This window comes from Microtetraspora malaysiensis (assembly GCF_050947145.1).
GTDB lineage: Bacteria > Actinomycetota > Actinomycetes > Streptosporangiales > Streptosporangiaceae > Microtetraspora_A > Microtetraspora_A malaysiensis.
This window is the reverse complement of record NZ_CP191998.1, coordinates 1,978,425-2,000,146: the sequence shown is the minus strand read 5'-3', so window position 1 is coordinate 2,000,146 and position 21,722 is coordinate 1,978,425. Positions and strand designations below refer to the sequence as shown.

The following is a 21,722-nucleotide window of genomic DNA, read 5'->3' as shown; positions in this document are numbered from 1 at the left end:
TCAGACGGGAGCGGGGACGTCCACGAGGCCGGCGAGCGCGGCGCGGTGCTCGCCAGGGGCGCCGAAGGCGATCTGATCGGCCTTCGCCCGCTTGAGATACAGGTGCGCGGGATGCTCCCAGGTCATCCCGATGCCACCGTGGAGCTGGACGCACTCCTCGGCCGCGTGGACCGCCACGTCCGCGCAATGGGCCTGCGCCACAGCCACAGCCACCGGCACTGGCCCTGGCACAGCCACTGGCACCGCCGTCCCGGGATCGCCGTCCGCGAGGGCACCGGCCGCGTTGCGCGCGGCGGCCCGCGCGCCGCCGATCTCCAGCCACAGGTCCGCCAGCCGGTGCTTGACCGCCTGGAACGACCCGACGGGGCGGGCGAACTGGCGGCGCTCCTTGACGTACGCCACGGTGGCGGCCAGGCACCACTCGGCGAGGCCGAGCTGCTCCGAGGCGAGCAGCCCCGCGCCGAACCTGAGCGCCTCCCCGACGATCGAACCGCCCGCGTCCGGCCCCACACCCCGGGCGACGATCCGGCCCCGGGCGGACCCGAGCGACACCATGGCCACCGGCCGGGTCAGGTCCAGCGACGTCACCGGAGTGATCTCGACGCCCCGCTCGCCGGCCTCGACGGCGATCAGTGCGCTCTCCTCCCGCTCCGGCAGGCGGGCCGGGACCAGCAACACGTCGGCGATCTCGGCGCCCGCGACGCCCGCCACCCGGCCGCTCACCACCGCCGCGTCGCCGTCCGCCGGCTCGTACGTCACCTCGGCGCCCGCCCGCCGGTACGGCGAGGCCGCGAAGGACACGGCGAGGGCCGCGGTGGCCTCCCCGGAGGCGAGCCGCCGCAGCAGGTCGTCAACCACCTCGCCCGGCCCCGCCGTACGCGCGGCGAGCAGGGCGCGGGTGGCGACCACCGCGCTGGTGAGGAACGGGACCGGCGCGACGGCCCGGCCAAGCTCCTCAAGGACCACCGCCGCCTCGCGGGCCGACGCGCCCGCGCCACCCAGCTCCTCGGGGACGAGCAGCCCCGCCGCGCCGATGTCGCGGGCGAGCGCCTTCCACAGATCCCCGTCGTACGGCGCGGCCGACTCGATCCGGGCGAGGACGGCCGAGTGGGGGCAGGCGTCGGCGAGCAGGTCCCGGACCGCCGCCCGTAGTTCCTCCTCGACCTCGGTGTAGAGCAGCGTGGTCAACGCGGCACTTCCTTCCAGGGGATGTCCTTGTCGGCGCGCGGCTCGGAGGGAAGGCCGAGCACCCGCTCGGCGATGACGTTGCGGAGGATCTCGGAGGTGCCTCCCTCGATGGAGTTGCCCTTCGCCCGCAGGTAGCGGTAGCCCGCCTCGCGCCCGACGAAGTCGACCGTCTCGGGGCGGCGGAAGGTCCAGTCGTCGTAGGCGAGGCCGTCCTCGCCCAGCAGCTCGACCTCCAGCCCGGACAGCTCCTGGTGCAGCCGGGCGAACGACAGCTTCATGCCCGACCCCTCGGGCCCGGGGCGTCCGGCGGCGAGCTGCTCGCGCAGCCGCGCCCCGGTGAGGCGCAGGACCTCGGCCTCCACCCAGAGCCGGAGCAGCCGCTGGTGCAGGTCGTGGGTGCGCAGCTCGGGGCGCGAGCGCCACGTCTCGCAGACCACGTCGATCATGGTGCGCCGGCCGGAGGCCGCGCCGATCGCGACCCGCTCGTTCATCAGCGTCGCCTGCGCGACCCGCCAGCCGTCCCCGATCGCGCCGAGCCGGAGCGAGTCCGGGAGCCGGACGCCGGTGAGGAAGACCTCGTTGAACTCTGCCTCGCCGGTGATCTGCCGGAGCGGCCGCACCTCGACGCCCGGCGCCCGCATGTCGCAGACGAAGTAGGTGAGCCCCCGGTGCTTGGGCACGTCCGGGTCCGTGCGGGCGACCATGATCGCCCAGCGGGCGGTGTGGGCCACGGAGGTCCACACCTTCTGCCCGTCCACGACCCATTCGTCGCCGTCCCTGACCGCGCGCGTGGCGAGCGAGGCGAGGTCGGACCCGGCACCTGGCTCACTGAAGAGCTGGCACCAGACCTCCTCCCCCGTCCAGAGCGGGCGCAGGAAGCGCCTCTTCTGTTCGTCGGTGCCGAAGGCGAGGATCGTCGGCGCCGCCATGCCGAGGCCGATGCCGATCCGGCCGGGCCGGTTGTCCGGCGTCCCCCGCAGCTCGCTCTCCACCGCGGCCTGCAGCTCGCGCGGCGCGCCGAGGCCGCCGAGCCCCTCGGGGAAGTGGACCCAGGCGAGGCCGGCGTCGAACCTGGCGCGCAGGAAGTCCAGCCGGTCCATCACCGCGGGGTCGTTGGCGGCGAGGAAGGCGCGGGCGCGCTCCCGCACCGCCGCCTCGTTCCAGGTCGCGTCCGCCGTCATGCTCGGTCCTCCATGTACGTGCGGAGCTCGCGGTACGCCAGGGAGCGCTTGTGCACCTCGTCCGGGCCGTCGGCGAACCGCAGGCTCCGGGCGCCCGCCCACATGGCGGCGAGCGGGAAGTCCTGGCTGAGGCCGCCCGCGCCGTGCGTCTGGATCGCCTTGTCGAGGATCCACTCGACCGTCGCCGGGGTCGCGATCTTGATGGCCTGGATCTCGGTGTGCGCGCCGCGGTTGCCCACGGTGTCCATCAGCCATGCCGTCTTGAGCACGAGCAGGCGGAGCTGCTCGATCCGCACCCGCGACTCGGCGATCCAGTCCTGCACCACGCCCTGCTGGGCGATCGGCTTGCCGAACGCGGTGCGGTCCAGCGCGCGGCGGCACATCATCTCGACCGCCCGCTCGGCCATGCCGATCAGCCGCATGCAGTGGTGGATCCGGCCGGGCCCGAGCCGGGCCTGCGCGATCGCGAAGCCGCCGCCCTCCTCCCCGATCAGGTGGTCGGCGGGCACCCGCACGTCCTCGAAGATCATCTCGGCGTGGCCGCCATGGTCGGCGTCGTCATAGCCGAAGACGCTCATCCCGCGCCGCACGGTCAGCCCCGGGGTGTCGCGCGGCACGAGGATCATGCTCTGCCTGCGGTGCGACGGCGCGGACGGGTCGGTCTTCCCCATCACGATGAAGACCGCGCAGCCAGGGTTCATCGCGCCGGTGATGAACCACTTGCGGCCGTTGACGACGTACTCGTCGCCGTCCCTGACGATCGACGTGGCGATGTTGGTCGCGTCGGAGGAGGCGACGTCCGGCTCGGTCATGGCGAAGGCGGAGCGGATCCGGCCGTCGAGCAGCGGCTCCAGGTATTTCTTGCGCTGCCAGTCGGTGCCGAACTCGGCGAGCAGCTCCATGTTGCCGGTGTCGGGGGCGGCGCAGTTGGTGGCGGCGGGGGCGATGGCCGGGGACCTGCCCATGACCTCGGCGAGCAGAGCGTACTGGAGGTTGGTGAGGCCCGCTCCCTCCTCGCCGGGGAGGAAGAGGTTCCACAGGCCGCGGCGGCGGGCCTCGGCCTTGAGCTCCTCCAGCAGCGGCGGCGGGGACCAGCCACCGGCGGCCGCCTGCTCCGCGAAGGCGGGCTCGGCGGGATAGACGCATTCGTCCATGAACGCGGTCAGCCGCTCGCGCAGCTCCAGCGTGACGTCGTCGAACCCGAAATCCATCGGTCAGACCTCCATGAGTCCACGAGCGACCAGCGGGACCACCTGGTCTCCGACCTCGGCGAAGCCCTCGCCGACCGTGAGCCCCTTGGTGTATCGGAAGTGGATGCCCTCGGCGATCACCGCGAGCTTGAAGCAGGCGAGCCCGACGTACCAGCCGAGCCGGGAGATGTCGCGGCCGGACGCGTCGGCGTAGTGAGCGGCCAACTCCGGCGCGGCGAGCAGCGGGTCGGTGAGCAGCGGGTCGGCCGGCGCGGCGCCGCCCGGGCCGTCGAGCTCGGCGAACTCCCCGTACAGAAGGAACAGCGCGAGGTCGGTGAGCGGGTCGCCGAGGGTGGACATCTCCCAGTCGAGCACCGCCCTGACCCGGCCGTCCGCGATGAGGGTGTTCCCGAGCTTGAAGTCGCCGTGAACGATCGCGGGGCTGCCCGAGCGGGGCACGTCGCGGGCCAGCCGGGCGTACAGGTCGTCGATTCCGGGCACCTCGCGGCTGCGCGAGGCGTCGAGCTGCCGCTTCCACCGGCCGACCTGGCGTTCCAGGAAGCCGTCCGGCCGGCCGAAGTCGCCGAGGCCGACCTGATCCGGGTCGATGGAGTGCAGCGTGGCGAGCACGGACACCAGGTCGCGGGCGATCTCCGGGGTGAGCGGCGGGTGGCCGCCCTCGACGTACTCCATGACGTAGAAGGGTGCGCCGACGACGTCGGGGTCCTGGCACAGGTGGTACGTGGCGGGCACCGGGACGCCGGTGTCGCGCAGTGCTGTCATGACGCGGTACTCGCGGCCCATGTCGTGCGCCGTGGCGAGGACGTGCCCGAGCGGGGGCCGGCGCACCACAAGCGTCCGCTCCGCGTCACGCACGACGTAGGTCAGGTTGGACTTGCCCCCGTGGATCACCTCCGCCCGCAGCGGGCCGCGGGTGAGGCCCTCCCGTTCGAGGTGGTGGGAGAGGCGGGCGAGATCCAGGCCGGGCGGGTCTGCGTTCACGCCAGGCAGCGTACCGACCAGACGGTATGTATGTCGACAGCGGCCGCCCTCCACGGCCGCCACTAACCTGCACACATGACCACGAAGATGCCCGAACCCGTCGTGCTCGACGGCGACGTCGTCCAGCTCGTTCCACTCGCCCTCGACCACGCGTCCGACCTGTTCGCCGCACTGGACGGCGACGAGGAGGTCTGGCGGTGGCGGCCGAGCACGATGCCGCGGTCGGAGGCCGCGATGCGCGAGATGATCGCGGGCCTCCTCGGCGACCGGGACACCACCCAGTTCGCGGTGATCTTCAAGGAGACCGGGCGCGCGATCGGCTCCACCGGCTTCTGGGACGTGAGCGGCTTCGACGCCTGCCTCGAGATCGGCTCGACCTGGTACGGCCGCGCCTACTGGCGCACGGGCGTGAACACCGAGTGCAAGGTGCTGCTGCTCGACCACGCCTTCGACGTGCTGGGCCTCACCCGCGTCGTGCTCAAGACCGACATCCTCAACCTGCGCTCGCAGGCGGCGATCGAGCGGATCGGCGGCGTGCGCGAGGGGATCCTGCGGCGCCAGTACCGCCGGGCCGACGGCACCTGGCGGGACAGCCCCTACTACTCGATCCTCGACGACGAGTGGCCCGCGCACCGGGCCCGTCTCACCTCACGCTGACGGCGCTCCGGAGAGGACGCCGCGGAGGAACTCGGTGAAGGCCGCGCGCAGGTCGTCGATCGACGGCGCGGCCCCCGCCCCCACGACGGAGTCGAACAGGATGCCCTCGAAGAAGGCCACCGCCTGGCGGCCGTGCCGTACGGGATCGGCGGAGCCGACGGCGGCGAGCAGCGCGACGGCGGGCTCGCGGAAGCCGCGGCTGGTCAGGTCGTAGACCTCGCGCAGCTCGGGCCTGCGGGTGGCCTCCAGGGCCAGCTCGTAGCGGGCGATCGTGACGTGCCGGTCGCGGTTGAGCGCGCGGTGCATCACCTGCGCCAGGGTCTCCACCAGATCGCCCAGATCTCCAGAGCGCCCGGCGTCCCCCTCCGGCATCAGCTCGGCGAAGACGACCCGCTCCAACTCGGTGAGACGAGCCAGCGTGAGCCCGAGCAGCGCGGCCCGGGTGCGGGCGTGGTTGGAGGTCGATCCCGAGGGCAGCCCGGCCGCCTCGTCCACCGCGCGGTGCGTGAGCCCGCGCATCCCCCGTTCGGCCAGGATCTCGATGGCCGCGTCCGCGACGCGCGTCACCCGCTGGTTCGACATGCCTGGATACTACAGCCGTAGTCACCCTCGACCGCGGCCGTAGTATGCTCGGACTACAGATGTAGTGAGCGACGGAGGTCGTCATGGGCGATGCGTTGGTGATCGGTGCGGGGATCGGCGGGTTGACGGCGGCGGCCGCCCTGGCCGGGCGGGGCTGGACGGTGACGGTGTGCGAGCGGGCGTCCTCGATCGAGCCCGTCGGCTCCGGCCTGGCGATCGCGCCCAACGCGCTGCGGGCATTGGACACGATCGGCATCGGCGACCAGGTGCGCGAGCTCGCCGCGCTGCAGGGCGTGGCCGGCATCCGCCGCGCCTCCGGCGGCTGGCTGTCCCGCACCAGCGCCGAGGCCGCCCAGGCGCGGTACGGCGACCCGATCGTGCTGCTGCGCCGCGCGACGGTCATGGAGCTGCTCGCCGGCCTACTCCCGCCCGGCGCGCTGCGCCTGAACACCGCCATCCACGACGTGGACGCCTCCTCGGGCCGGGTGAGCACCGACGCGGGCGAGCTGCGCGCGGACCTCGTCGTCGCCGCCGACGGCATCCGCTCGGCGACCCGCCGCACCCTCTTCCCCGGTCACCCGGATCCGGTGTACTCGGGCACGACTGCCTGGCGGTTCGTCGTCTCCGGGCGCGGGATCGCGGCGCTCAACGGAGCGGAGTCGTGGGGGCGCGGCGAGGTCTTCGGCGTCATGCCGCTGGCCGGCGACGAGGTGTACTGCTACGCCACCGCGACCGTCCCGTCCGGGCCGGGCCACGCGGACCCGGCGGAGGAGAAGGCCGAGCTGCTGCGGCGGTTCGGGACCTGGCACGCCCCGATCCCCGCGCTGGTGGAGCGCGCCGATCCGGCGGGGGTGATCCGCAGTGACGTCTTCTTCATGGACACGCCGCTGCCCGCGTTCCATCGGGGCCGGGTCGCGCTGCTCGGCGACGCCGCCCACGCGATGACGCCGAACCTGGGCCAGGGAGCCTGCCAGGCGATCGAGGACGCGGTTACCCTGGCGCACCACGTGAGCGCGGGCTCCGTCGAGCGCGGCCTCGCCGCCTACACCCGCGACCGGCTGCCCAGGGCAACCGGGATCGTACGGCGCTCCGCCGCGATCAACCGGCTGACCCGGTGGTCGAACCCGGTCGCCGTCGCCGCACGCGACGGGGTGATGTCCCTCGCGGGGCTGGCCGGGCCCACCGCCGCCCTGCGGCAGGCGGACGCGACGTTCAACTGGTGGCCGCCGGCGTGACCGGGACGGGGGCCGCGGCCGGCTTGGTGGAGTGGTCCGGCGTCAGCCGGCCCAGTGTGATCGTGCCGCCGGCGAGCACGGCCGCCGCCAGCAGGGCCGGGATCACCTGCCCGGCGCCGGTCGGCAGCGACTCGCCGAGAAGGATCGCGCCCGCGAGCACGGACGTGATCGGGTCGACCACCTGCACCCCGGCGTACGCGATGCCGAAGTAGCCCACGGCGTACGACTTCTGCAGCAGGACCACGGCGCAGATGAGCAGCACGGGGATGGCCAGGGTGAACCAGTGCAGCAGCTTGGACAGATCGCCGTGCAGCCCGCCGCCGACGACGCGGACGAACGTGGACACGGTGGCGGTGACCGACCCGGCGCCGACCGCCATCGCCAGCGCCTTGCCCGGGCCGCGCAGGAACCGCGCCACGCTGAAGCTCACCGCGACGATCACGGCGACGCACCCGATCAGGCCGAGGGCGGCCCCGTCGGAGAGTGACGGCGTGACGTTGTGCGCCGGCACCAGCAGCATCAGGCCGAGCAGCCCGGCCGCCACCGCGATGGAGCCGAGGATCTCGGCCCGGTGCGGCCGGCGGCCGTGCAGCATGGCGGCGAGCGGCACCGCGAAGACCAACGTGGCGACGCTGACCGGCTGCACCGCGACCAGCGGCGCCATGCTCAGCGCCACCGCGTGCAGGCTGGCGCCGGTGAAGCCGATGATCCCGCCGAGCCACCAGCGCGGCCGCTTGACCAACTGGAGGGTGGCGCCGTCACGAACGGCCTCGAACTGCTGCAGGGCCGCGCCCAGCGCGTATCCGAGCGCGCCGACCAGGGCGATGACCACACCCACCCAGATCATGGGCACCGGCCGGGGAGTCGTTCATCGAGGGATCTCACCACGTCAGCTTAGGGACAAAATCCACCGCCCCCGTCACTGACGCGGGCGAGATCATGACCTTTCCGGGCAAACGCAGAACAGGTGACCCTCGGGGTCGGCGAGGACGGCCCAGCTGTCGCCCGGCTGGAACTCCGGCTTGGTCGCCCCCAGCTCCAGGTACTCCTCCACGGCCTTCGCCACGTCGGGGACGCGGAAGTCGAGGTGGAACTGCTTGTCCGGGCCGGGCCAGGAGCCGGGCCTGCGCTCGGGCACCCGCTGGAAGTAGATGCTGGTGGTGCCGTCCCCGATCCCGGCGTACTCCTGCTCGGCGTACTGGACCTCGAAGCCGGTGATCTGGGCATAGAACTCGGCGAGCCGCTTCGGCTCGGCGCAGTCGATGGTGAAGGCGATCAGTTTCGCGATGGTTGTCATGGGCCCTAATCTGCCCGCCATACCTGTCAGGGCGTGTCATGAACATTTCGCACTCGAAAGATCATTGGGTTTGAATGGCTCGGGGAACCGGACAAACGAAACCCGGTCCGGCGAACTACCTTTTGGAGCGGGCATGGCCTGGGTGCCGCAGATGATCAGACGCCTCCTGGACAAGCCGGGAAGCGTGGACCTGACCCGGTTCCAGGCGACGGTCGCCGAGGCCGCCCGGCTGGAGTCCGAGGTGCGGGCGCGGCCCGAGCTGCTCCCTCCGGCGGAGGCCGCCGTCGGCACCGCCGAGTTCTGCGCGGTGGTGCGCGAGGCGGCCGTGCGGACCCTCGGGCAGCGGCCGTACGACGTGCAGCTCGTGGGGACGCTCGCGCTGCTCCACGGCCACGTGGCCGAGATGGCCACCGGCGAGGGCAAGACCCTGTCGGGGGCGCTCGCCGCCGCCGGGTTCGCGCTGCGCGGCCGGCGGGTCCACGTGATCTCGGTCAACGACTACCTGGCCCGGCGGGACGCCGAGTGGATGGCCCCGCTCTATCAGGCCCTCGGCCTCACCGTCGGCTGGATCGGGCAGGGCTCCACGCCCGAGGAACGGCGCGCGGCCTACGCAAGGGACGTGACGTACGCGGCGGTCAGCGAGCTGGGGTTCGACGTGCTGCGCGACCGGCTGCGGACCGACCCGGCCGACCTGCTGGTCCCGGCGCCGGAGGTCGCGCTGGTCGACGAGGCCGACTCGGTGCTGGTGGACGAGGCCCGGGTGCCGCTGATCCTGGCCGGGGCCGCCGACCCGGGCCGCGCGGCGCCGGAGATGGCGGCGCTGGTCCGGCGGCTGTCCCGGGGCTACCACTTCGAGGTCGACGACGAGGGGCGCAACGTCTTCCTCACCGCCAAGGGCACCGACACGGTCGAGACGGCGCTCGGCATCTCCCTCTACGACCATCCCGGCACGGTGGCCGAGGTCAACCTGGCACTGCACGCGCACGCGCTGCTCACCCGGGACGTGGACTACATCGTCAGAGACGGCCGGGTCCACCTGATCAACCCGTCGCGCGGCCGGGTCGCGCTGCTGCAGCGCTGGCCGGACGGCCTGCACGCCGCCGTCGAGGCCAAGGAGCGGCTCGCGCCGTCGGAGACCGGGGAGATCCTCGACTCCATCACGATCCAAGGCCTCCTCACCCGCTATCCCGAAATATGCGGCATGACGGGGACGGCGGTGGCCGTCGGCGACCAGCTCCGCGAGTTCTACAAGCGGGAAGTGGCGGTGATCCCGCCCAACCGGCCCTGCGTACGCGTGGACGAGCCCGACCGGATCTTCGCCGCCGCCGACGACAAGGTCGCCGCCGTCGTCGAGGAGATCGCCGCCCAGCACGCCACCGGCCGTCCGGTCCTGGTCGGCACCCTGGACGTCGCCGAGTCCGAGCGCCTCGACCTCCGGCTGCGCGCCCGGGGGCTCGCGCCCGTCGTCCTCAACGCCAAGAACGACGCCGAGGAGGCGGCGATCATCGCGCGGGCCGGGGCCCGTGGCGCGATCACCGTGTCCACCCAGATGGCCGGGCGCGGCACCGACATCCGCCTCGGCGGCGCCACGGAGGAGGACGGCGACGACGCCGAGGAGGCGATCAGGCGGCTCGGCGGCCTGTACGTGATCGGCACCGGCCGCCACGACAGCAGCCGCCTCGACGACCAGCTCCGGGGCCGCGCCGGACGGCAGGGCGACCCCGGCGGCTCGGTGTTCTTCGTCAGCGGCGAGGACGTCCTGCTCACCGCGTACGCCCCCGACGCCTCCCTGCCCGACGCCGACGTCGACGGCGTCGTACGGAATCCGCAGGCCGCCTCGACGGTAGGGCACGCGCAGCGGGTCGCCGAGGGCGCCAACCTGGAGATCCACCGCAACACGTGGCGCTACACGCGGCTGCTCGAACGGCAACGGGACGAGCTGCTCGAACGGCGCGACCGGATCCTGCACGGGGACACGGGCGCCCGCGCGCTGGAGGAGGCCTGCCCCGAGCGGTACGCCGAGCTGCGCGAGTCGGCCGGGGAGGCGGCCGTCGAGCGGGCCGCCCGCCAGATCGTGCTCTTCCACCTGGACCGCTGCTGGACCGAGCACCTCGCCCACATGGCGGACGTCCGCGAGGGCATCCACCTGCGGGCGCTGGGGCGGCTCAACCCGCTCGACGAGTTCAACCGCGAGGCGGTGCCCGCGTACCGGCACCTGCTCGACGAGATCGGGCGGCGCTCCAAGGAGACGTTCGAAAGCGTGGACGTCACCGCCGACCTGGCCGGGCAGGGGCTGGCCCGCCCGACCGCGACCTGGACCTACCTGGTGCAGGAGAACCCGTTCGGCTCGGAGTGGGACCGGGTGCTCTCCCGCGTCGCCGACGCGCTGAAGGGCCGGCGGCGCCGGCGGTGACGCTCAGGGCGAGTCGCGCAGCAGCGCGGCGGGCACGGGGATCGCGGGGAACGGGTTGTCCGGCGGCATGACGAGGCGGCGGGGCTCGCTCGCCCGCCCGGCCGCGTCCAGGTGCAGCAGCGCGGCGCCGATCCCGGCCGCGCCGACCATGTAGCCGGTGTCGGCGGTCACCTCCCACGGCCGCAGCCGCCGGTACGCCTGGTACCACCGGTAGCCCCGCCCGTCGTGGCCGGTGGCGCGGGCGACGATGTCGTCGGCGAGGGACCTGGCGAACTCGAGGTGCGCCTCGCGTCCCGTGGCCGCCCACAGGCCGACGAACAGCTCCACGAGCCCCGCCGCGCCGCAGCACTGGCAGGCGACGTTCCAGTACCCGGCGGTCTGCCGTCCCGGCACGCCGCTCTGGACGACGCCGTGCGCCAGCCGCTCGACCCAGTCGAGGTCGCCGGGGTCCCCGGTCACGCGGTGCAGCTCGTAGAACATCCGGGCCACGCCCGCCGACCCCGAGCAGAAGCCGAGGTAGTGCAGGCCGCGCCCCTGCGGGACGTGGTGCGGCACGAGCGCGCACCTCTCGGTGACCAGGCTGACGGTGCGGACGAAGTCGGCTCCCCTGCGCGCGGCGACGAGGAAGCGCTCCTCGCCCGTCAGGCCGTACAGGCGGGCCAGCAGGAACGCGGTCCCCGCGGTGCCGGACAGGAATCCGGGGGTGACGGCGTCGGTGGGCAGGTCCGGGCAGGAGTCGCCGCCGAACCGGTGCCCCGGCACCGCCATCCCGGCGATGCGCTCGCCCGCCGCCACGGCGATCTCCTCGTACAGCGGCACGCCGAGCATCCCCGCCGCGTGCAGCAGCCCGAGGACGATGCCGCCGTCGCCGCACTGGGCGGGGTCGCCGGTCCATCCGACGCCCCCGTCCATCGGGCGTACGGCACGGGCGAGGTGGTCGGCGCCCGCCCGCGCCGCCTCGCACAGCCGATCGTCGCCGGTCGCCCAGCCGGCCTCGGCCAGGGCGAAGACCACGCCCGCGAGCCCGTGATGGAGGGAGAGGTCGGACCGGCCGCGCCAGTTCGCGGCCAGGTGGCGGGCGCCGGCGTGGGCGTCCTCCAGGTATTCCTCATGGCCGGTCGCGGCGGCGAGTTCGAGGAAGAAGAGGACGATCCCGGCGGACCCGGAGTACAGCGAGAACCGGTCGCCGGCCATCGCGGAGCGTCCGCGCGGATCCGGGTTCGGCTCCCAGTGCCGGCCCCGATCGGGGCCGCGCCCGTGGTCGACGGCGGCCGACCTCACCCAGCGCGCCGCCATGACGGCGGCGGTGATCGGCGTCTCGGCGCGCGGCCCTGGGCTCACTGGCGCACCATCCTCTCGCGACGGCGACCATTTCTGACAAATCCCTACCAGGATAGTCATAAATCCGCGCGACGTGCGGGATTCAGCAGTCTACGGATGGCGGGATCGACCGGCCCGCCCATTGGAGAGACGGCTCGGCCACTCTCTGTGAGAACATTTGGGCGCCATGCGTGCCCGTCTCCCCCTGCGTCTCGCCCGCGCCGCCGCCTTCTCGGTCGTCTGCGTGGGTCTCGGCGTGTTCGCGCACAGGTTCGCGGGAGGGACCGGGCCGACGTCGGGCGCGCTCGCCGTCGGCGGCGCCGTCGTCATGGCGGTCTCGGCCGTACTGGCCGGGCGCGAGCGGTCGCGCGCGACCATCACCGGCCTCCTCGCGGCGGCGCAGCTCTTCCTGCACCTGCTGCTCGGCCGCGCCGCCCTGCCGGACGGCCTCCCGGCGCCGCAGCACACGCACCGCCTCGGCGTGGACGCCGGCATGGTCGCCGCCCACCTCGTCGCCACGCTGGTCACCGGATGGTGGCTGGCGCGCGGCGAGACGGCGGTGTGGTCCCTGCTGCGCCGGCTCGGCGCGTCCGCGCTGCGCCTGCTGACCCCGGCGGCCACACCCGCCGCGCCGCACGTCCCGCTCCCCCGCGCCGCGGCGGCGCCCGCGCCCCTGACCGGCCGGACGCTCAGGCACACGCTCGTACGACGTGGCCCACCGGTTCTCCCCGCCTTCTGACATCCCCTGACCGTTCACGAAGACGACCGGAGAACCTCCCATGCCCACGACCACCACAGTCCGCCGCGCCGCCGCCGTCACCGCCGGTGCGCTCGCGCTCACGCTCGGCCTCGCCGTACCCGCCCTCGCCCACGTCTCCGTCAACCCCGGGACCGCGGTGAAGGGCTCGTGGACCAAGCTCGCCTTCCGCGTTCCGAACGAGCGGGACAACGCCTCCACCACGAAGGTCGAGGTGGAATTCCCGACCGACAACCCGCTGCCCTTCGTCTCGGTCCGGCCGGTCCCCGGCTGGGACGTGAAGGTGACCCAGGGCAAGCTCCCCGCCCCCGTGGTGTCCGACTCGGGTGACACCATCACCGAGTCCGTCCTGAAGATCACCTGGACCGGCGGCAAGATCGGGCCGGGGCAGTTCGAGGAATTCGAGGCGTCGGTCGGCCCGCTGCCCACCAAGGTGGATGAGCTGACCTTCCCGACCGTCCAGACCTACTCGGGCGGCGAGGTCGTGAAGTGGGCCGACCCGGCCAAGCCCGACGGCTCCGAGCCGGACCACCCGGCGCCGGCCCTCAAGCTGGTCGCGGCCGGCGACGACACGGCGGGCGGCACCGGGGCGGCGTCCCCGTCCACCGCGCCGCCCACCGGGCCGTCCGTCGCCGCGGCGAGCGAGGGCGACTCCTCGGACGGCACGGCCCGGCTGATCGGCGCGGTCGGGGTCGTCATCGGCGTCGTGGGGACCGCCGTCGGCGTGGCCGGGCTGCGCCGCCGTACCCAGTGAAAGCGCCGGCTTCTCGGCCCTGAACAGGACGGCCCGCGTGGAGTGTCCGCGCGGGCCGTTCCGCGATCAGGCGGGCGCCGCGTCCGACCGGCTGAGCCGGACGACGACGCTCTTGGACGTCGGCGTGCCCGAGGTCTCGGCGACCGAGTCCAGCGGCACCAGCACGTTCGTCTCGGGGAAGTACGCGGCGCAGCAGCCGCGCGCGGTCGGGTAGGCGACGGCGCGGAACGCCTCGGCGTGGCGCTCGCCATCGGGCCACTCACTGGTCAGATCCACCAGGTCGCCGTCGGCCAGGCCGCGCTCGGCCAGGTCGTCGGGGTGGACGAAGACGACCCGCCGCCCGCCGCGCACCCCCCGGTACCGGTCGTCCATGCCGTAGATCGTGGTGTTGTACTGGTCGTGGCTGCGCACGGTCTGCAGCAGCAGCCGGCCCTCGGGGACGCGCAGCACCTCCAGGGCGTTCACGGTGAAGTTGGCCCGGCCGGTGGCAGTGGGGAAGCGCCGCTCGTCGCGCGGCGCGTTCGGCAACGCGAACCCCTCAAGGGCGCGCGCGTTGAAGTCCTGGAAGCCGGGGACCACCCGCGCGATCCGGTCCCGGATCGCGCCGTAGTCGGCCGCGAACTCCTCCCACGGCAGGTGGTCGTCCGGGCCGAGCAGCTCGCGGGCCAGCCGGCAGACGATCTCCACCTCGGACAGCAGGTGCGGCGAGGCGGGCCGCAGCCGCCCGCGCGAGGCGTGGACCAGGCCCATGGAGTCCTCGACGGTGACGAACCTGTCGCCGTCCTGTTCCGTACGGCCCAGCGTGGGCAGGATCAGCGCCTCCTCGCCGCACACGGCGTGCGAGCGGTTCAGCTTGGTGGACACCTGGACGGTGAGCCGGGCGCGGCGCATCGCGGCCTCGGTCACCTCCGTGTCGGGGGTCGCCGCGACGAAGTTGCCGCCCATGGCGAAGAACACCTTGGCCTGCCCGTCGCGCAGCGCCCGGATCGCCTCGACGGTGTCGAACCCGTGGTCGCGGGGCGGTTCGAAGCCGAACTCGTCCCTGATCGCGTCGAGGAACGCCGCCCCCGGCTTCTCGTTGATGCCCATGGTGCGGTCGCCCTGGACGTTGGAGTGCCCGCGCACCGGGCAGACGCCCGCGCCCGGCCGGCCGACGTTGCCGCGCAGCAGCAGGAAGTTGACCACTTCGCGGATCGTGGGGACGGAGTTCTTGTGCTGGGTGAGGCCCATCGCCCAGCAGACGATCACGGACTCGGCCGCCAGCACGTCGCGGACGGTCTCCTCGATCGCCGAGCGCTCCAGCCCGGTCGCCTCGGTCACCGTGTCCCAGTCGAGGTCACGCAGGCTCGCCGCCCACTCCTCGAAGCCGTGCGTGTGCTCCTCGACGAACTCCCGGTCCACGACGGTGCCGGGCGCGGCGTCCTCGGCGTCGAGCAGCAGCCGGGACAGCGCCTGGAAGAGCGCGAGGTCGCCGTTGAGCCGGATCTGCAGGAAGCGGTCGGTCAGCGTCGTGCCGCGCCCGACCACGCCCGCCGCGCGCTGCGGGTTCTTGAAGCGGAGCAGCCCGGCCTCGGGGAGCGGGTTCACCGCGATGATCCGGGCGCCGTTCCGCTTGGCCTTCTCCAGCGCCGACAGCATGCGCGGGTGGTTGGTGCCGGGGTTCTGCCCGACCACGAAGACGAGGTCGGCGCGGTGCAGGTCGGCGAGCGACACCGTCCCCTTGCCGATGCCCAGGGTCTCGTTGAGCGCGGAGCCGCTGGACTCGTGGCACATGTTGGAGCAGTCGGGCAGGTTGTTCGTGCCGAACCTGCGGACCAGCAGCTGGTAGACGAACGCCGCCTCGTTGGAGGTGCGGCCGGAGGTGTAGAAGAGCGCCTCGTCGGGGCTCGCCAGCGCGCGCAGCTCGCGTGCGATGACGGCGAACGCCTCGTCCCAGCCCACCGGGCGGTAGTGGTCGGATCCCGCCGGCTTGTACATCGGCTCGGTGAGCCGTCCCTGCTGGCCGAGCCAGTATTCGGTGCGCCCGGCCAGCTCACGTACCGAGTGGGCGGCGAAGAACTCGGGGGTGACCCTGCGGGTGGTGGCCTCCTCCGCGACCGCCTTCGCGCCGTTCTCGCAGAACTCGGCGGGGCTGCGGTGGTCGCCCTCGGGCCAGGCGCAGCCGGGGCAGTCGAAGCCGTGCTTCTGGTTGACCCTGGCCAGGGTGAGCAGGGTGCGCCCGGCGCCCATCTGGTCGTACGACATGCGCAGCGAGTTCGCCACGGCGGTGACCCCGGCGGCCCAGTCCTTCGGGGGGCCGACCGTGAGGTCCTTCTCGCTGACGTCCTCGTCCGGGGCCTTCCTCGCCACGTCGCGCCTCCTTGTCGTCCCGAATGCGCCCGACATTCCGTTTATTGTCCACTACGTCCTACATCGCGGCCAAGTATGGGCAGGGCCCAGCCGTCGACGCGTACGCGCACGTCGGCGTGGTGGGCCGTGCGACCGACCAGCGCCGCGTTGCGTTCGTCACTGCCGGTGGCCCACAGCCGCGCCTGCTCAGGAGCCTTGCCGAAGGCCGCGTGCCGTGCGGTGAGGCGGTCGAGCCTGAGCGCGTCGGCGACCTCCACGTACCAGACCTCGTCCAGGAGCGCGCGGACCCGCCGCCACGGCTCCTCGTCCAGCAGCAGGTAATTGCCCTCGGTAACGACCAGCGCGGTCTCCCTGGGGACGGGGACCGCTCCCGCGACCGGCTCCTCGATGGCCCGGTCGAACGTCGGGGCGTACACGACGGGCTCGCGCCCGCCCCTGATCCGCTCCAGGAGGGCGAGGTATCCCCAGGCGTCGAACGTCTCCGGCGCGCCCTTGCGGTCACGCAGCCCCAGGCCGGTGAGCACCTCGTTGCTCAGGTGGAACCCGTCCATGGGGGCGAGCACCGCGACGCCGGGCCGCTCGGCGTTCAGCGCCTCGGTGAGCGCGGTGGCGAGTGTCGACTTGCCCGCTCCCGGCTTGCCGGTGATCCCGAGTACGGCGGGACGGCCCGTGGCGGAGGACCGCGCGGCCAGCACCCCGGCCCGGTGCACCAGCCCGGCCCACTCGTCCGCGCCGTACGCGCCGCCGGGTCGGTCTGCGACGTCCATGGCCACCTCTCCGGTTCGTCGGGGTTCCTCGCAGGCTAGTGCCCCTCCCGTGATTCCCCCATCGCGCGCCCGCCTCTTCGACGGGCTGGAGCTCGTGGAGCCGGGCGTCGTCTCGTGCCCGCGCTGGCGCCCGGTCTTCCCCGAGCACCAGGCCCGCGAGGTGGACGAGTTCTGCGGGGTCGGCCGCAAGCCCTGACCCCGCTCACCCGCCGGTCGGGGCCAGGATCCGCACGTCGTGCGCCGCCGAGCCCGCGGCGGCGAAGCGGAGCAGGCGGGCGCCCTCCTCCTCGACCGCTCCGGCGTCCCGCCGGGACAGCGCCGCGAACGGCCGGACCTCCAGGACGGCGCCCTGCCTGCCCTGGTCGATCCGCCACGTCGCGGCGGTGAGCCCGTCCACCAGCACGGTGCCGGGCAGGACGGCGTTCTTGATGGCCGAGCGCACCCGGGCGCACGCCTCGGTGAGGACGCGGCTCCGGTCGGCGTGCGACAGCAGCAGGTTGTCGAAGTCGTAGAGGAACCGCGGCGGCGCGGGCGCGTCCGCGCCGGGTCGCGGCGCGTCCGGCAGGTCGAACAGCTCCCGGCCGCACTCGTCGCGGAACACGGCCAGCCCGGGCCGCAGGCGGTCGATCACCTCGCCGAGGCGGGTCAGCCCCGACCAGGTCTGCGCGTCCTGGACCGTGGCCGGCCCGAACGCTTCGAGATAGCGGAGGATCACCCGTTCGACGGACGGCGCCGGGTCGAGCGGCCGGCCCAGCCAGGTCTCCGCCGTCGCGTGCCTGGACTGGCCGCTCGCCCCCCAGATCCCCCTGGGCGGCACCTGGACCAGCGGAACGAGGTCCCGTACGACACGGGACAGGGCGGCGGGCCGGCCCTCCGGGAACCGCTCGTGGAGCAGGGCGCCCAGCTCACCGGTGGTGCGTGGTTGTTCGTCCAGCAGCTCGCGCCCGGCGGCCACCACCTTGGCCAGGTCCAGGCCGTCGAGCGACCGCACGTCGCGGTTGGCGTGCAGCCCGCGGTCCATCGCGGGTTGCACCACCGGACGCAGCGCCAGGCAGTCGGCGGCGGTCACCAGGTGGATCGTCGAGCGCATGAGCGCGACGCGCACCAGCTCCCGCCCGGCGAGCGGCTCGGAGGCGTGCTCGGGGCGGAAGCCCTCGATCCGCGCCCACAACCCGGCGTACCAGCTGTGCGGGGTCTGCGCCTGCATGCCCACGAGCCGCTCCACCACCTCGGTCACCGGCAGGTCGTGGCGGCGCAGCAGGAGCTGGCGCTCCAGAGTCGCCCGGTTGAGCTCTCGTACGCCGATCGCCCGCGAGAAGGTCGTCTGTGCCATGCGGGCGACACTAGACGTCCTTTAGGACGGTTTTTGTCCTAACTTCCCGGCTAATGGGAACTCCGCCTCGGGGTGCCACCGCTCGCCGTCGAAGACCTCCAGCGACACCGAGCGGGCGTGGGCGACCACCGGTAGGCGGGCCGCGACCTCCCGCTCGACCGCGTCCAGGTCCTCGCCGTCCGCCACGGTCAGGTGCGGGATCACCTCGTCGAACTGCCCCCGGTACGGCGGGGCCTCCGGCCAGCGCGCCGCGACCGCCTCGGTCAGCGCCACGAACCGCGCCTCCGGCTCGGGGACGAGGTACAGGATGCCGGGGAAGCGCCCGCACCGGTCGAACCGCGCCTCGAACGACGTGTGCCCGGCGAACAGCCCCCGCAGCTCCGCCACCACCCGGGCGTCGATCCTGGCATGTTCGAGGAACGGGTACAGGACCGTGACGTGGGCGGGCACGCCGTAGGCCGCCGACGGGTCGAAGCGCTCGCGCCAGGGGCTGACGATCGGCTCCGCCTCGGGCAACTTGACGATGAGGGAGGTCTCCCCCGCCGCGAACGGCGACGGCGTCCTGCTGGTGGTCACATCGGTCCTCGGAGATACGACGGCACGCGCCCGGCGCCCAGAGAGCAACGATAGAAAGAAACAGGGACGCCGTCATGTCCACTCTCCAGGACGACCCCGGGACATGCGTCACGGCCCCGGATGGCTTCCGTGCAGGAGCGAGCGCAGTTCGGCGGTGTCGATGATGTGGGCCACTCTCGGGAAAACGCTGGTCATCAGGGTCTGATGGGCTTGCGGGTCCGGGTCGGTGACGCCGTCGGAGAGGACGTAGAGCTGGTAGTCGCGGTCGGCGGCGTCAGTGACGGTGGACAGTACGACGCCGCTGGTGGTGATGCCGGCGATGACCAGGGTGGTGATGCCGCGATCCCGCAGCTGCCGGTCCAGGTCTGTCGTGGACAGCGCGCCGTAGCGGGTCTTGCGGACGGTGATGTCGCCGGGCTCAGGAGCGAGCTGACGGTGGACGTCTGTGGCGGGATCAGCGTGGTGCATGAGGCGCTGCTGCCCGAGGAAGGAGAAAGTCTTGTTGGCCGACGGGATCGCCGCCCAGTCGGCTTCGGTGAAACCGACTCGCACGTAGGCGATGGCGGCGCCGTGTGCTCGCATGTCGGCGATGGCGCCGGCCACCCGTGACAGCAGCGCTTCCGGGTCGGCCAGGCCGGGGAGCGAGGCCAGGATTCCCTGCTGGTAATCCATGACGAGCAGCGCAGCCGTCCGGGGGTCCAGCGCCGGGGTCGTGACGGTCATTTTCTCTCCTTCGGTGAAAGCGCCCTGACACGCGAGATCGCACGCCGGGGCCGGCTACACATTGGGCACGTGAGCCACGATCTCCGGCTCGGCGAGGGGCGCCGCGGCGCGTCGGGGGAGCAGCAGCGGGGTCGCCAGCAGGAGCACGCCGGCCAGGCCGATGGCCATACGCGGGCCGAGCAGGCCGCCCAGCGCACCCCATGCGGCCGTCAGGAGCGCGGTCGAGACCTTGGTCGTCACCGACCAGGCAGACAGCGTGCGGGTGACCCGCTCGGTCGCGGTGCGCTCGAGGCGGTAGGAGGCGTAGACGGGGTTGAAGACCCCGCAGCAGAAGATCAGCCCGAGCTCGACGCCCATCACCAGCAGCAGCCCACCGGTCCCCGGCCCCACGAAGGCCAGCCCGACGGGCCAGATCACGCGCAGCACCCCGGCCACGACCAGGACCCGGTGCTGCCCAAAGCGGGTGACGAGCGGTCGGGCCAGCCGCGAACCGAGCAGTCCGCCGATCGCGGGCGCGGCGAAGGCGAGGCCGTACTGCCACGGCGCGAACCCGAGCCGGCCGAGCATCAGGACGGCCAGCAGCGCGTCGGTGGCCATCAGCAGGCCGTTGAACAAGGCGGTGTTGAAGAACAGCGGACGCAGCGTCGCGTCGGCCAGGATGCACCGCCAACCGTCGAGCAGGTCCCCGGCCCGCATGCGCGCGGCCTCCCGGCGCTCGGGCCGCGGCTCCTGGCCGCCCGCCGCGCGGATGCCCAGGGCCGAGAGCAGGTAGCTGACCGCGTCGGCCACCACCGTCGCCACCGGACCGAGGACCCCGATCGCGGCGCCGCCCAGCGGCGGTCCGATGATCGTGGTCGTCCAGGTCGTGGACTCGAATCGGGCGTTGGCGACGAGCAGGTCCTCGGCCGGCAGCAGCGTCTTCAGGTACGCGCCGGAGGCGGCGCGGAACGTGATGTCGGCGGCCGCGACGACGACCGAGACCAGCAGGAGCTGGACGAAGGAGAGCACACCGAGCGCGAACGCGGCGGGGATCGTCAGCAGCGCCGCGAACCGCACCAGGTCCATCCCGATCAGCACCGGCCGCTTGCGGCGGAACTCCACCCACGGACCCAGCGGCACCGCCACGGCCGCGCCCGCCAGAGCTCCCACGGAGGACAACGCCGCGACCTCCGCCGGCCCGGCGTGCACCACCTCGATGGCGATCAGCGGGAACGCGCCGAAGGCGAGCCAGGTGCCGAGCGCGCTGGTCCCGTACGCTCCCCAGAGCCACCCGAACTGCCGCCCCAACCGGTGCCCGCTCCGCATGCTCGACGCCCCTCGTCACTCACTCGCACAACCGATCCGCGATCGGAAGCATCAAAGCGAGCACCATGCCCAGGGATCAAACAACGGCAGGACCGCCCGGCCACAACCGAGGGTTGTATCCATAGGGTGTCCGCATGGACCTCGACATCGTCCGGACCTTCGTCGCCGCCGCCGACGCGGGGCAGTTCCAGGAGGCCGCCGCCGAGCTGGCGATCACCCAGCAGGCCGTCTCCAAGCGCATCGCCGCGCTGGAGCGCGACGTCGGCGTGCGGCTGTTCACCCGCACGCCGCGCGGCGCCGAGCTCACCATCGACGGGCAGGCGTTCCTGCCCCACGCCCGGGAGCTGCTGCGCGTCGCCGAGCGCGCGGTCGCGTCCGTGTGCACCGGCCGCCGTCCGCTGCGCGTCGACATGCTCGCCTCGCGCAGCGCGGCGTCGGGCCTGATGCGCGGCTTCCACCGCGCGCATCCCGAGATCGACCTCGACGTGGTGATGCTGTTCGATATCGAGAAGGCCGTCGCCGCCATCCGGTCCGGTGCGATCGACGCGTCCTTCCGCGCCGTCGCCATGCCCGGCCGGCCCCTTCCCGAGGACATCGAGTCCGTCCGGGTGCTCGACGAGCCGCTGCAGCTCCTCGTCGGCCCCGCCCACGCGCTGGCGTCCGCCCGGTCGGTGACCGTCGCTCAGCTCGCCGGGCACCGGATCTGGATGCCCGGCCTCGTCCCCGGAACCGAGTGGACCGCCTACTACGACGACCTCGTCGCCGAGTTCGGCCTCACCATCGAGGCGACCGGCCCCAACTTCGGCTCCGACGCGCTCCTCGACACCATCGCCGACACCCCGGCCCTGGCCACCTTCATGGGCGGGCGGACCCGCCTCGTCTGGCCCGCCGGCCACGGCCTGCGCCGCATCCCGGTGACCGACCCCACACCCGTCTACCCGCACTCACTCCTGTGGCGCCGCGACAACCCTCACCCCGCGCTGGCCACCCTCCGCACCCACCTCGCCGCCACGGCGGCCGGCCACGGCGCCGCCGAGACCTGGGCGCCGGACTGGGTGATCCCGCGCTGAACGCCACCGCCCCGGCGGACCGG

21 protein-coding genes are annotated in these 21,722 nt (G+C 73.3%); 7 read left to right on the top strand and 14 right to left on the bottom strand.

The window, feature by feature from the left end; genetic code table 11:
* From ACQP1V_RS09735 to ACQP1V_RS09720, 4 genes are read right to left on the bottom strand one after another with little or no spacing between them, the layout of a single operon-like run.
* Positions 1-1,188 carry an acyl-CoA dehydrogenase family protein gene (locus ACQP1V_RS09735; RefSeq protein ID WP_433421132.1) on the bottom strand — a complete coding sequence of 396 codons (1,188 nt, stop codon included), beginning with the start codon at positions 1,186-1,188 and terminating at the stop codon, positions 1-3.
* The gene (locus ACQP1V_RS09730) at positions 1,185-2,369 is read right to left on the bottom strand and encodes an acyl-CoA dehydrogenase family protein (protein ID WP_433421129.1); all 1,185 of its coding nucleotides are present in this window, start codon (positions 2,367-2,369) and stop codon (positions 1,185-1,187) included. The genes ACQP1V_RS09735 and ACQP1V_RS09730 overlap by 4 nt, the downstream gene beginning before the upstream one ends.
* On the bottom strand, positions 2,366-3,580 hold the full coding sequence (locus ACQP1V_RS09725) for an acyl-CoA dehydrogenase family protein (RefSeq protein ID WP_433421126.1): 1,215 nt from the start codon (positions 3,578-3,580) through the stop codon (positions 2,366-2,368). The genes ACQP1V_RS09730 and ACQP1V_RS09725 overlap by 4 nt, the downstream gene beginning before the upstream one ends.
* Positions 3,581-3,583: 3 nt before the next feature.
* Positions 3,584-4,561 (bottom strand): phosphotransferase family protein, encoded by a 978-nt coding sequence (locus ACQP1V_RS09720; RefSeq protein WP_433421123.1) that lies wholly within the window; start codon positions 4,559-4,561, stop codon positions 3,584-3,586.
* 75 nt (positions 4,562-4,636) lie between these two features.
* Between ACQP1V_RS09720 and ACQP1V_RS09715 the strand changes: the two genes are divergently transcribed.
* Positions 4,637-5,218, top strand: coding sequence for a GNAT family N-acetyltransferase (locus tag ACQP1V_RS09715; RefSeq protein ID WP_433421121.1), 582 nt, complete (start codon positions 4,637-4,639; stop codon positions 5,216-5,218).
* Here ACQP1V_RS09715 and ACQP1V_RS09710 read toward each other — a convergent pair.
* On the bottom strand, positions 5,210-5,800 hold the full coding sequence (locus ACQP1V_RS09710) for a TetR/AcrR family transcriptional regulator (protein WP_433421118.1): 591 nt from the start codon (positions 5,798-5,800) through the stop codon (positions 5,210-5,212). The two genes, ACQP1V_RS09715 and ACQP1V_RS09710, sit on opposite strands and share 9 nt — an antisense overlap.
* Positions 5,801-5,883: 83 nt before the next feature.
* Between ACQP1V_RS09710 and ACQP1V_RS09705 the strand changes: the two genes are divergently transcribed.
* Positions 5,884-7,035 carry an FAD-dependent monooxygenase gene (locus ACQP1V_RS09705; protein ID WP_433421115.1) on the top strand — a complete coding sequence of 384 codons (1,152 nt, stop codon included), beginning with the start codon at positions 5,884-5,886 and terminating at the stop codon, positions 7,033-7,035.
* On the opposite strand, the gene ACQP1V_RS09700 is transcribed toward ACQP1V_RS09705, so the two are convergent.
* Together ACQP1V_RS09700 and ACQP1V_RS09695 are read right to left on the bottom strand one after the other, a co-directional pair.
* Positions 7,013-7,882: a DMT family transporter gene (locus ACQP1V_RS09700; protein WP_067135762.1), complete on the bottom strand. Its 870-nt coding sequence runs from the start codon at positions 7,880-7,882 to the stop codon at positions 7,013-7,015. The genes ACQP1V_RS09705 and ACQP1V_RS09700 overlap by 23 nt on opposite strands.
* Positions 7,883-7,972: 90 nt before the next feature.
* Positions 7,973-8,332 carry a VOC family protein gene (locus ACQP1V_RS09695; RefSeq protein WP_433421112.1) on the bottom strand — a complete coding sequence of 120 codons (360 nt, stop codon included), beginning with the start codon at positions 8,330-8,332 and terminating at the stop codon, positions 7,973-7,975.
* Positions 8,333-8,483: 151 nt separating this feature from the next.
* Between ACQP1V_RS09695 and secA2 the strand changes: the two genes are divergently transcribed.
* Positions 8,484-10,745: an accessory Sec system translocase SecA2 gene (gene secA2 / locus ACQP1V_RS09690; RefSeq protein ID WP_433421110.1), complete on the top strand. Its 2,262-nt coding sequence runs from the start codon at positions 8,484-8,486 to the stop codon at positions 10,743-10,745.
* Positions 10,746-10,748: 3 nt separating this feature from the next.
* Here the strand turns inward: secA2 and ACQP1V_RS09685 are convergent, their stop codons facing one another.
* Positions 10,749-12,086, bottom strand: coding sequence for a lanthionine synthetase LanC family protein (locus ACQP1V_RS09685; RefSeq protein WP_433421107.1), 1,338 nt, complete (start codon positions 12,084-12,086; stop codon positions 10,749-10,751).
* 166 nt (positions 12,087-12,252) lie between these two features.
* Here ACQP1V_RS09685 and ACQP1V_RS09680 point away from each other — a divergent pair, with 166 nt between their 5' ends.
* Together ACQP1V_RS09680 and ACQP1V_RS09675 are read left to right on the top strand one after the other, a co-directional pair.
* Positions 12,253-12,804: an MFS transporter gene (locus tag ACQP1V_RS09680; RefSeq protein WP_433421104.1), complete on the top strand. Its 552-nt coding sequence runs from the start codon at positions 12,253-12,255 to the stop codon at positions 12,802-12,804.
* A gap of 40 nt (positions 12,805-12,844) precedes the next feature.
* Positions 12,845-13,576 carry a YcnI family copper-binding membrane protein gene (locus tag ACQP1V_RS09675; protein ID WP_433421102.1) on the top strand — a complete coding sequence of 244 codons (732 nt, stop codon included), beginning with the start codon at positions 12,845-12,847 and terminating at the stop codon, positions 13,574-13,576.
* A gap of 66 nt (positions 13,577-13,642) precedes the next feature.
* Here the strand turns inward: ACQP1V_RS09675 and ACQP1V_RS09670 are convergent, their stop codons facing one another.
* On the bottom strand, positions 13,643-15,961 hold the full coding sequence (locus tag ACQP1V_RS09670) for an FdhF/YdeP family oxidoreductase (RefSeq protein ID WP_433421099.1): 2,319 nt from the start codon (positions 15,959-15,961) through the stop codon (positions 13,643-13,645).
* Positions 15,962-15,966: 5 nt separating this feature from the next.
* A complete protein-coding gene (locus ACQP1V_RS09665) occupies positions 15,967-16,692 on the bottom strand; it encodes a nucleoside/nucleotide kinase family protein (protein WP_433421096.1) in 726 nt (241 codons plus the stop codon).
* Positions 16,693-16,741: 49 nt separating this feature from the next.
* Between ACQP1V_RS09665 and ACQP1V_RS09660 the strand changes: the two genes are divergently transcribed.
* On the top strand, positions 16,742-16,888 hold the full coding sequence (locus ACQP1V_RS09660; protein WP_433421094.1) for an SAM-dependent methyltransferase: 147 nt from the start codon (positions 16,742-16,744) through the stop codon (positions 16,886-16,888).
* A 6-nt stretch (positions 16,889-16,894) separates the two neighbouring features.
* On the opposite strand, the gene ACQP1V_RS09655 is transcribed toward ACQP1V_RS09660, so the two are convergent.
* From ACQP1V_RS09655 to ACQP1V_RS09640, 4 genes are all read right to left on the bottom strand, one after another.
* The gene (locus ACQP1V_RS09655) at positions 16,895-18,025 is read right to left on the bottom strand and encodes a winged helix DNA-binding domain-containing protein (RefSeq protein ID WP_433421091.1); all 1,131 of its coding nucleotides are present in this window, start codon (positions 18,023-18,025) and stop codon (positions 16,895-16,897) included.
* A 21-nt stretch (positions 18,026-18,046) separates the two neighbouring features.
* Entirely contained in the window at positions 18,047-18,601 is a 555-nt protein-coding gene (locus ACQP1V_RS09650) for a 2'-5' RNA ligase family protein (protein WP_433421089.1), read from the bottom strand.
* 108 nt (positions 18,602-18,709) lie between these two features.
* Positions 18,710-19,324, bottom strand: coding sequence for a cysteine hydrolase family protein (locus ACQP1V_RS09645; RefSeq protein WP_433421086.1), 615 nt, complete (start codon positions 19,322-19,324; stop codon positions 18,710-18,712).
* 54 nt (positions 19,325-19,378) lie between these two features.
* Positions 19,379-20,629 (bottom strand): MFS transporter, encoded by a 1,251-nt coding sequence (locus ACQP1V_RS09640; protein WP_433421083.1) that lies wholly within the window; start codon positions 20,627-20,629, stop codon positions 19,379-19,381.
* A gap of 134 nt (positions 20,630-20,763) precedes the next feature.
* Between ACQP1V_RS09640 and ACQP1V_RS09635 the strand changes: the two genes are divergently transcribed.
* Entirely contained in the window at positions 20,764-21,699 is a 936-nt protein-coding gene (locus tag ACQP1V_RS09635; protein ID WP_433421080.1) for a LysR family transcriptional regulator, read from the top strand.
* Positions 21,700-21,722: the final 23 nt, after the last annotated feature.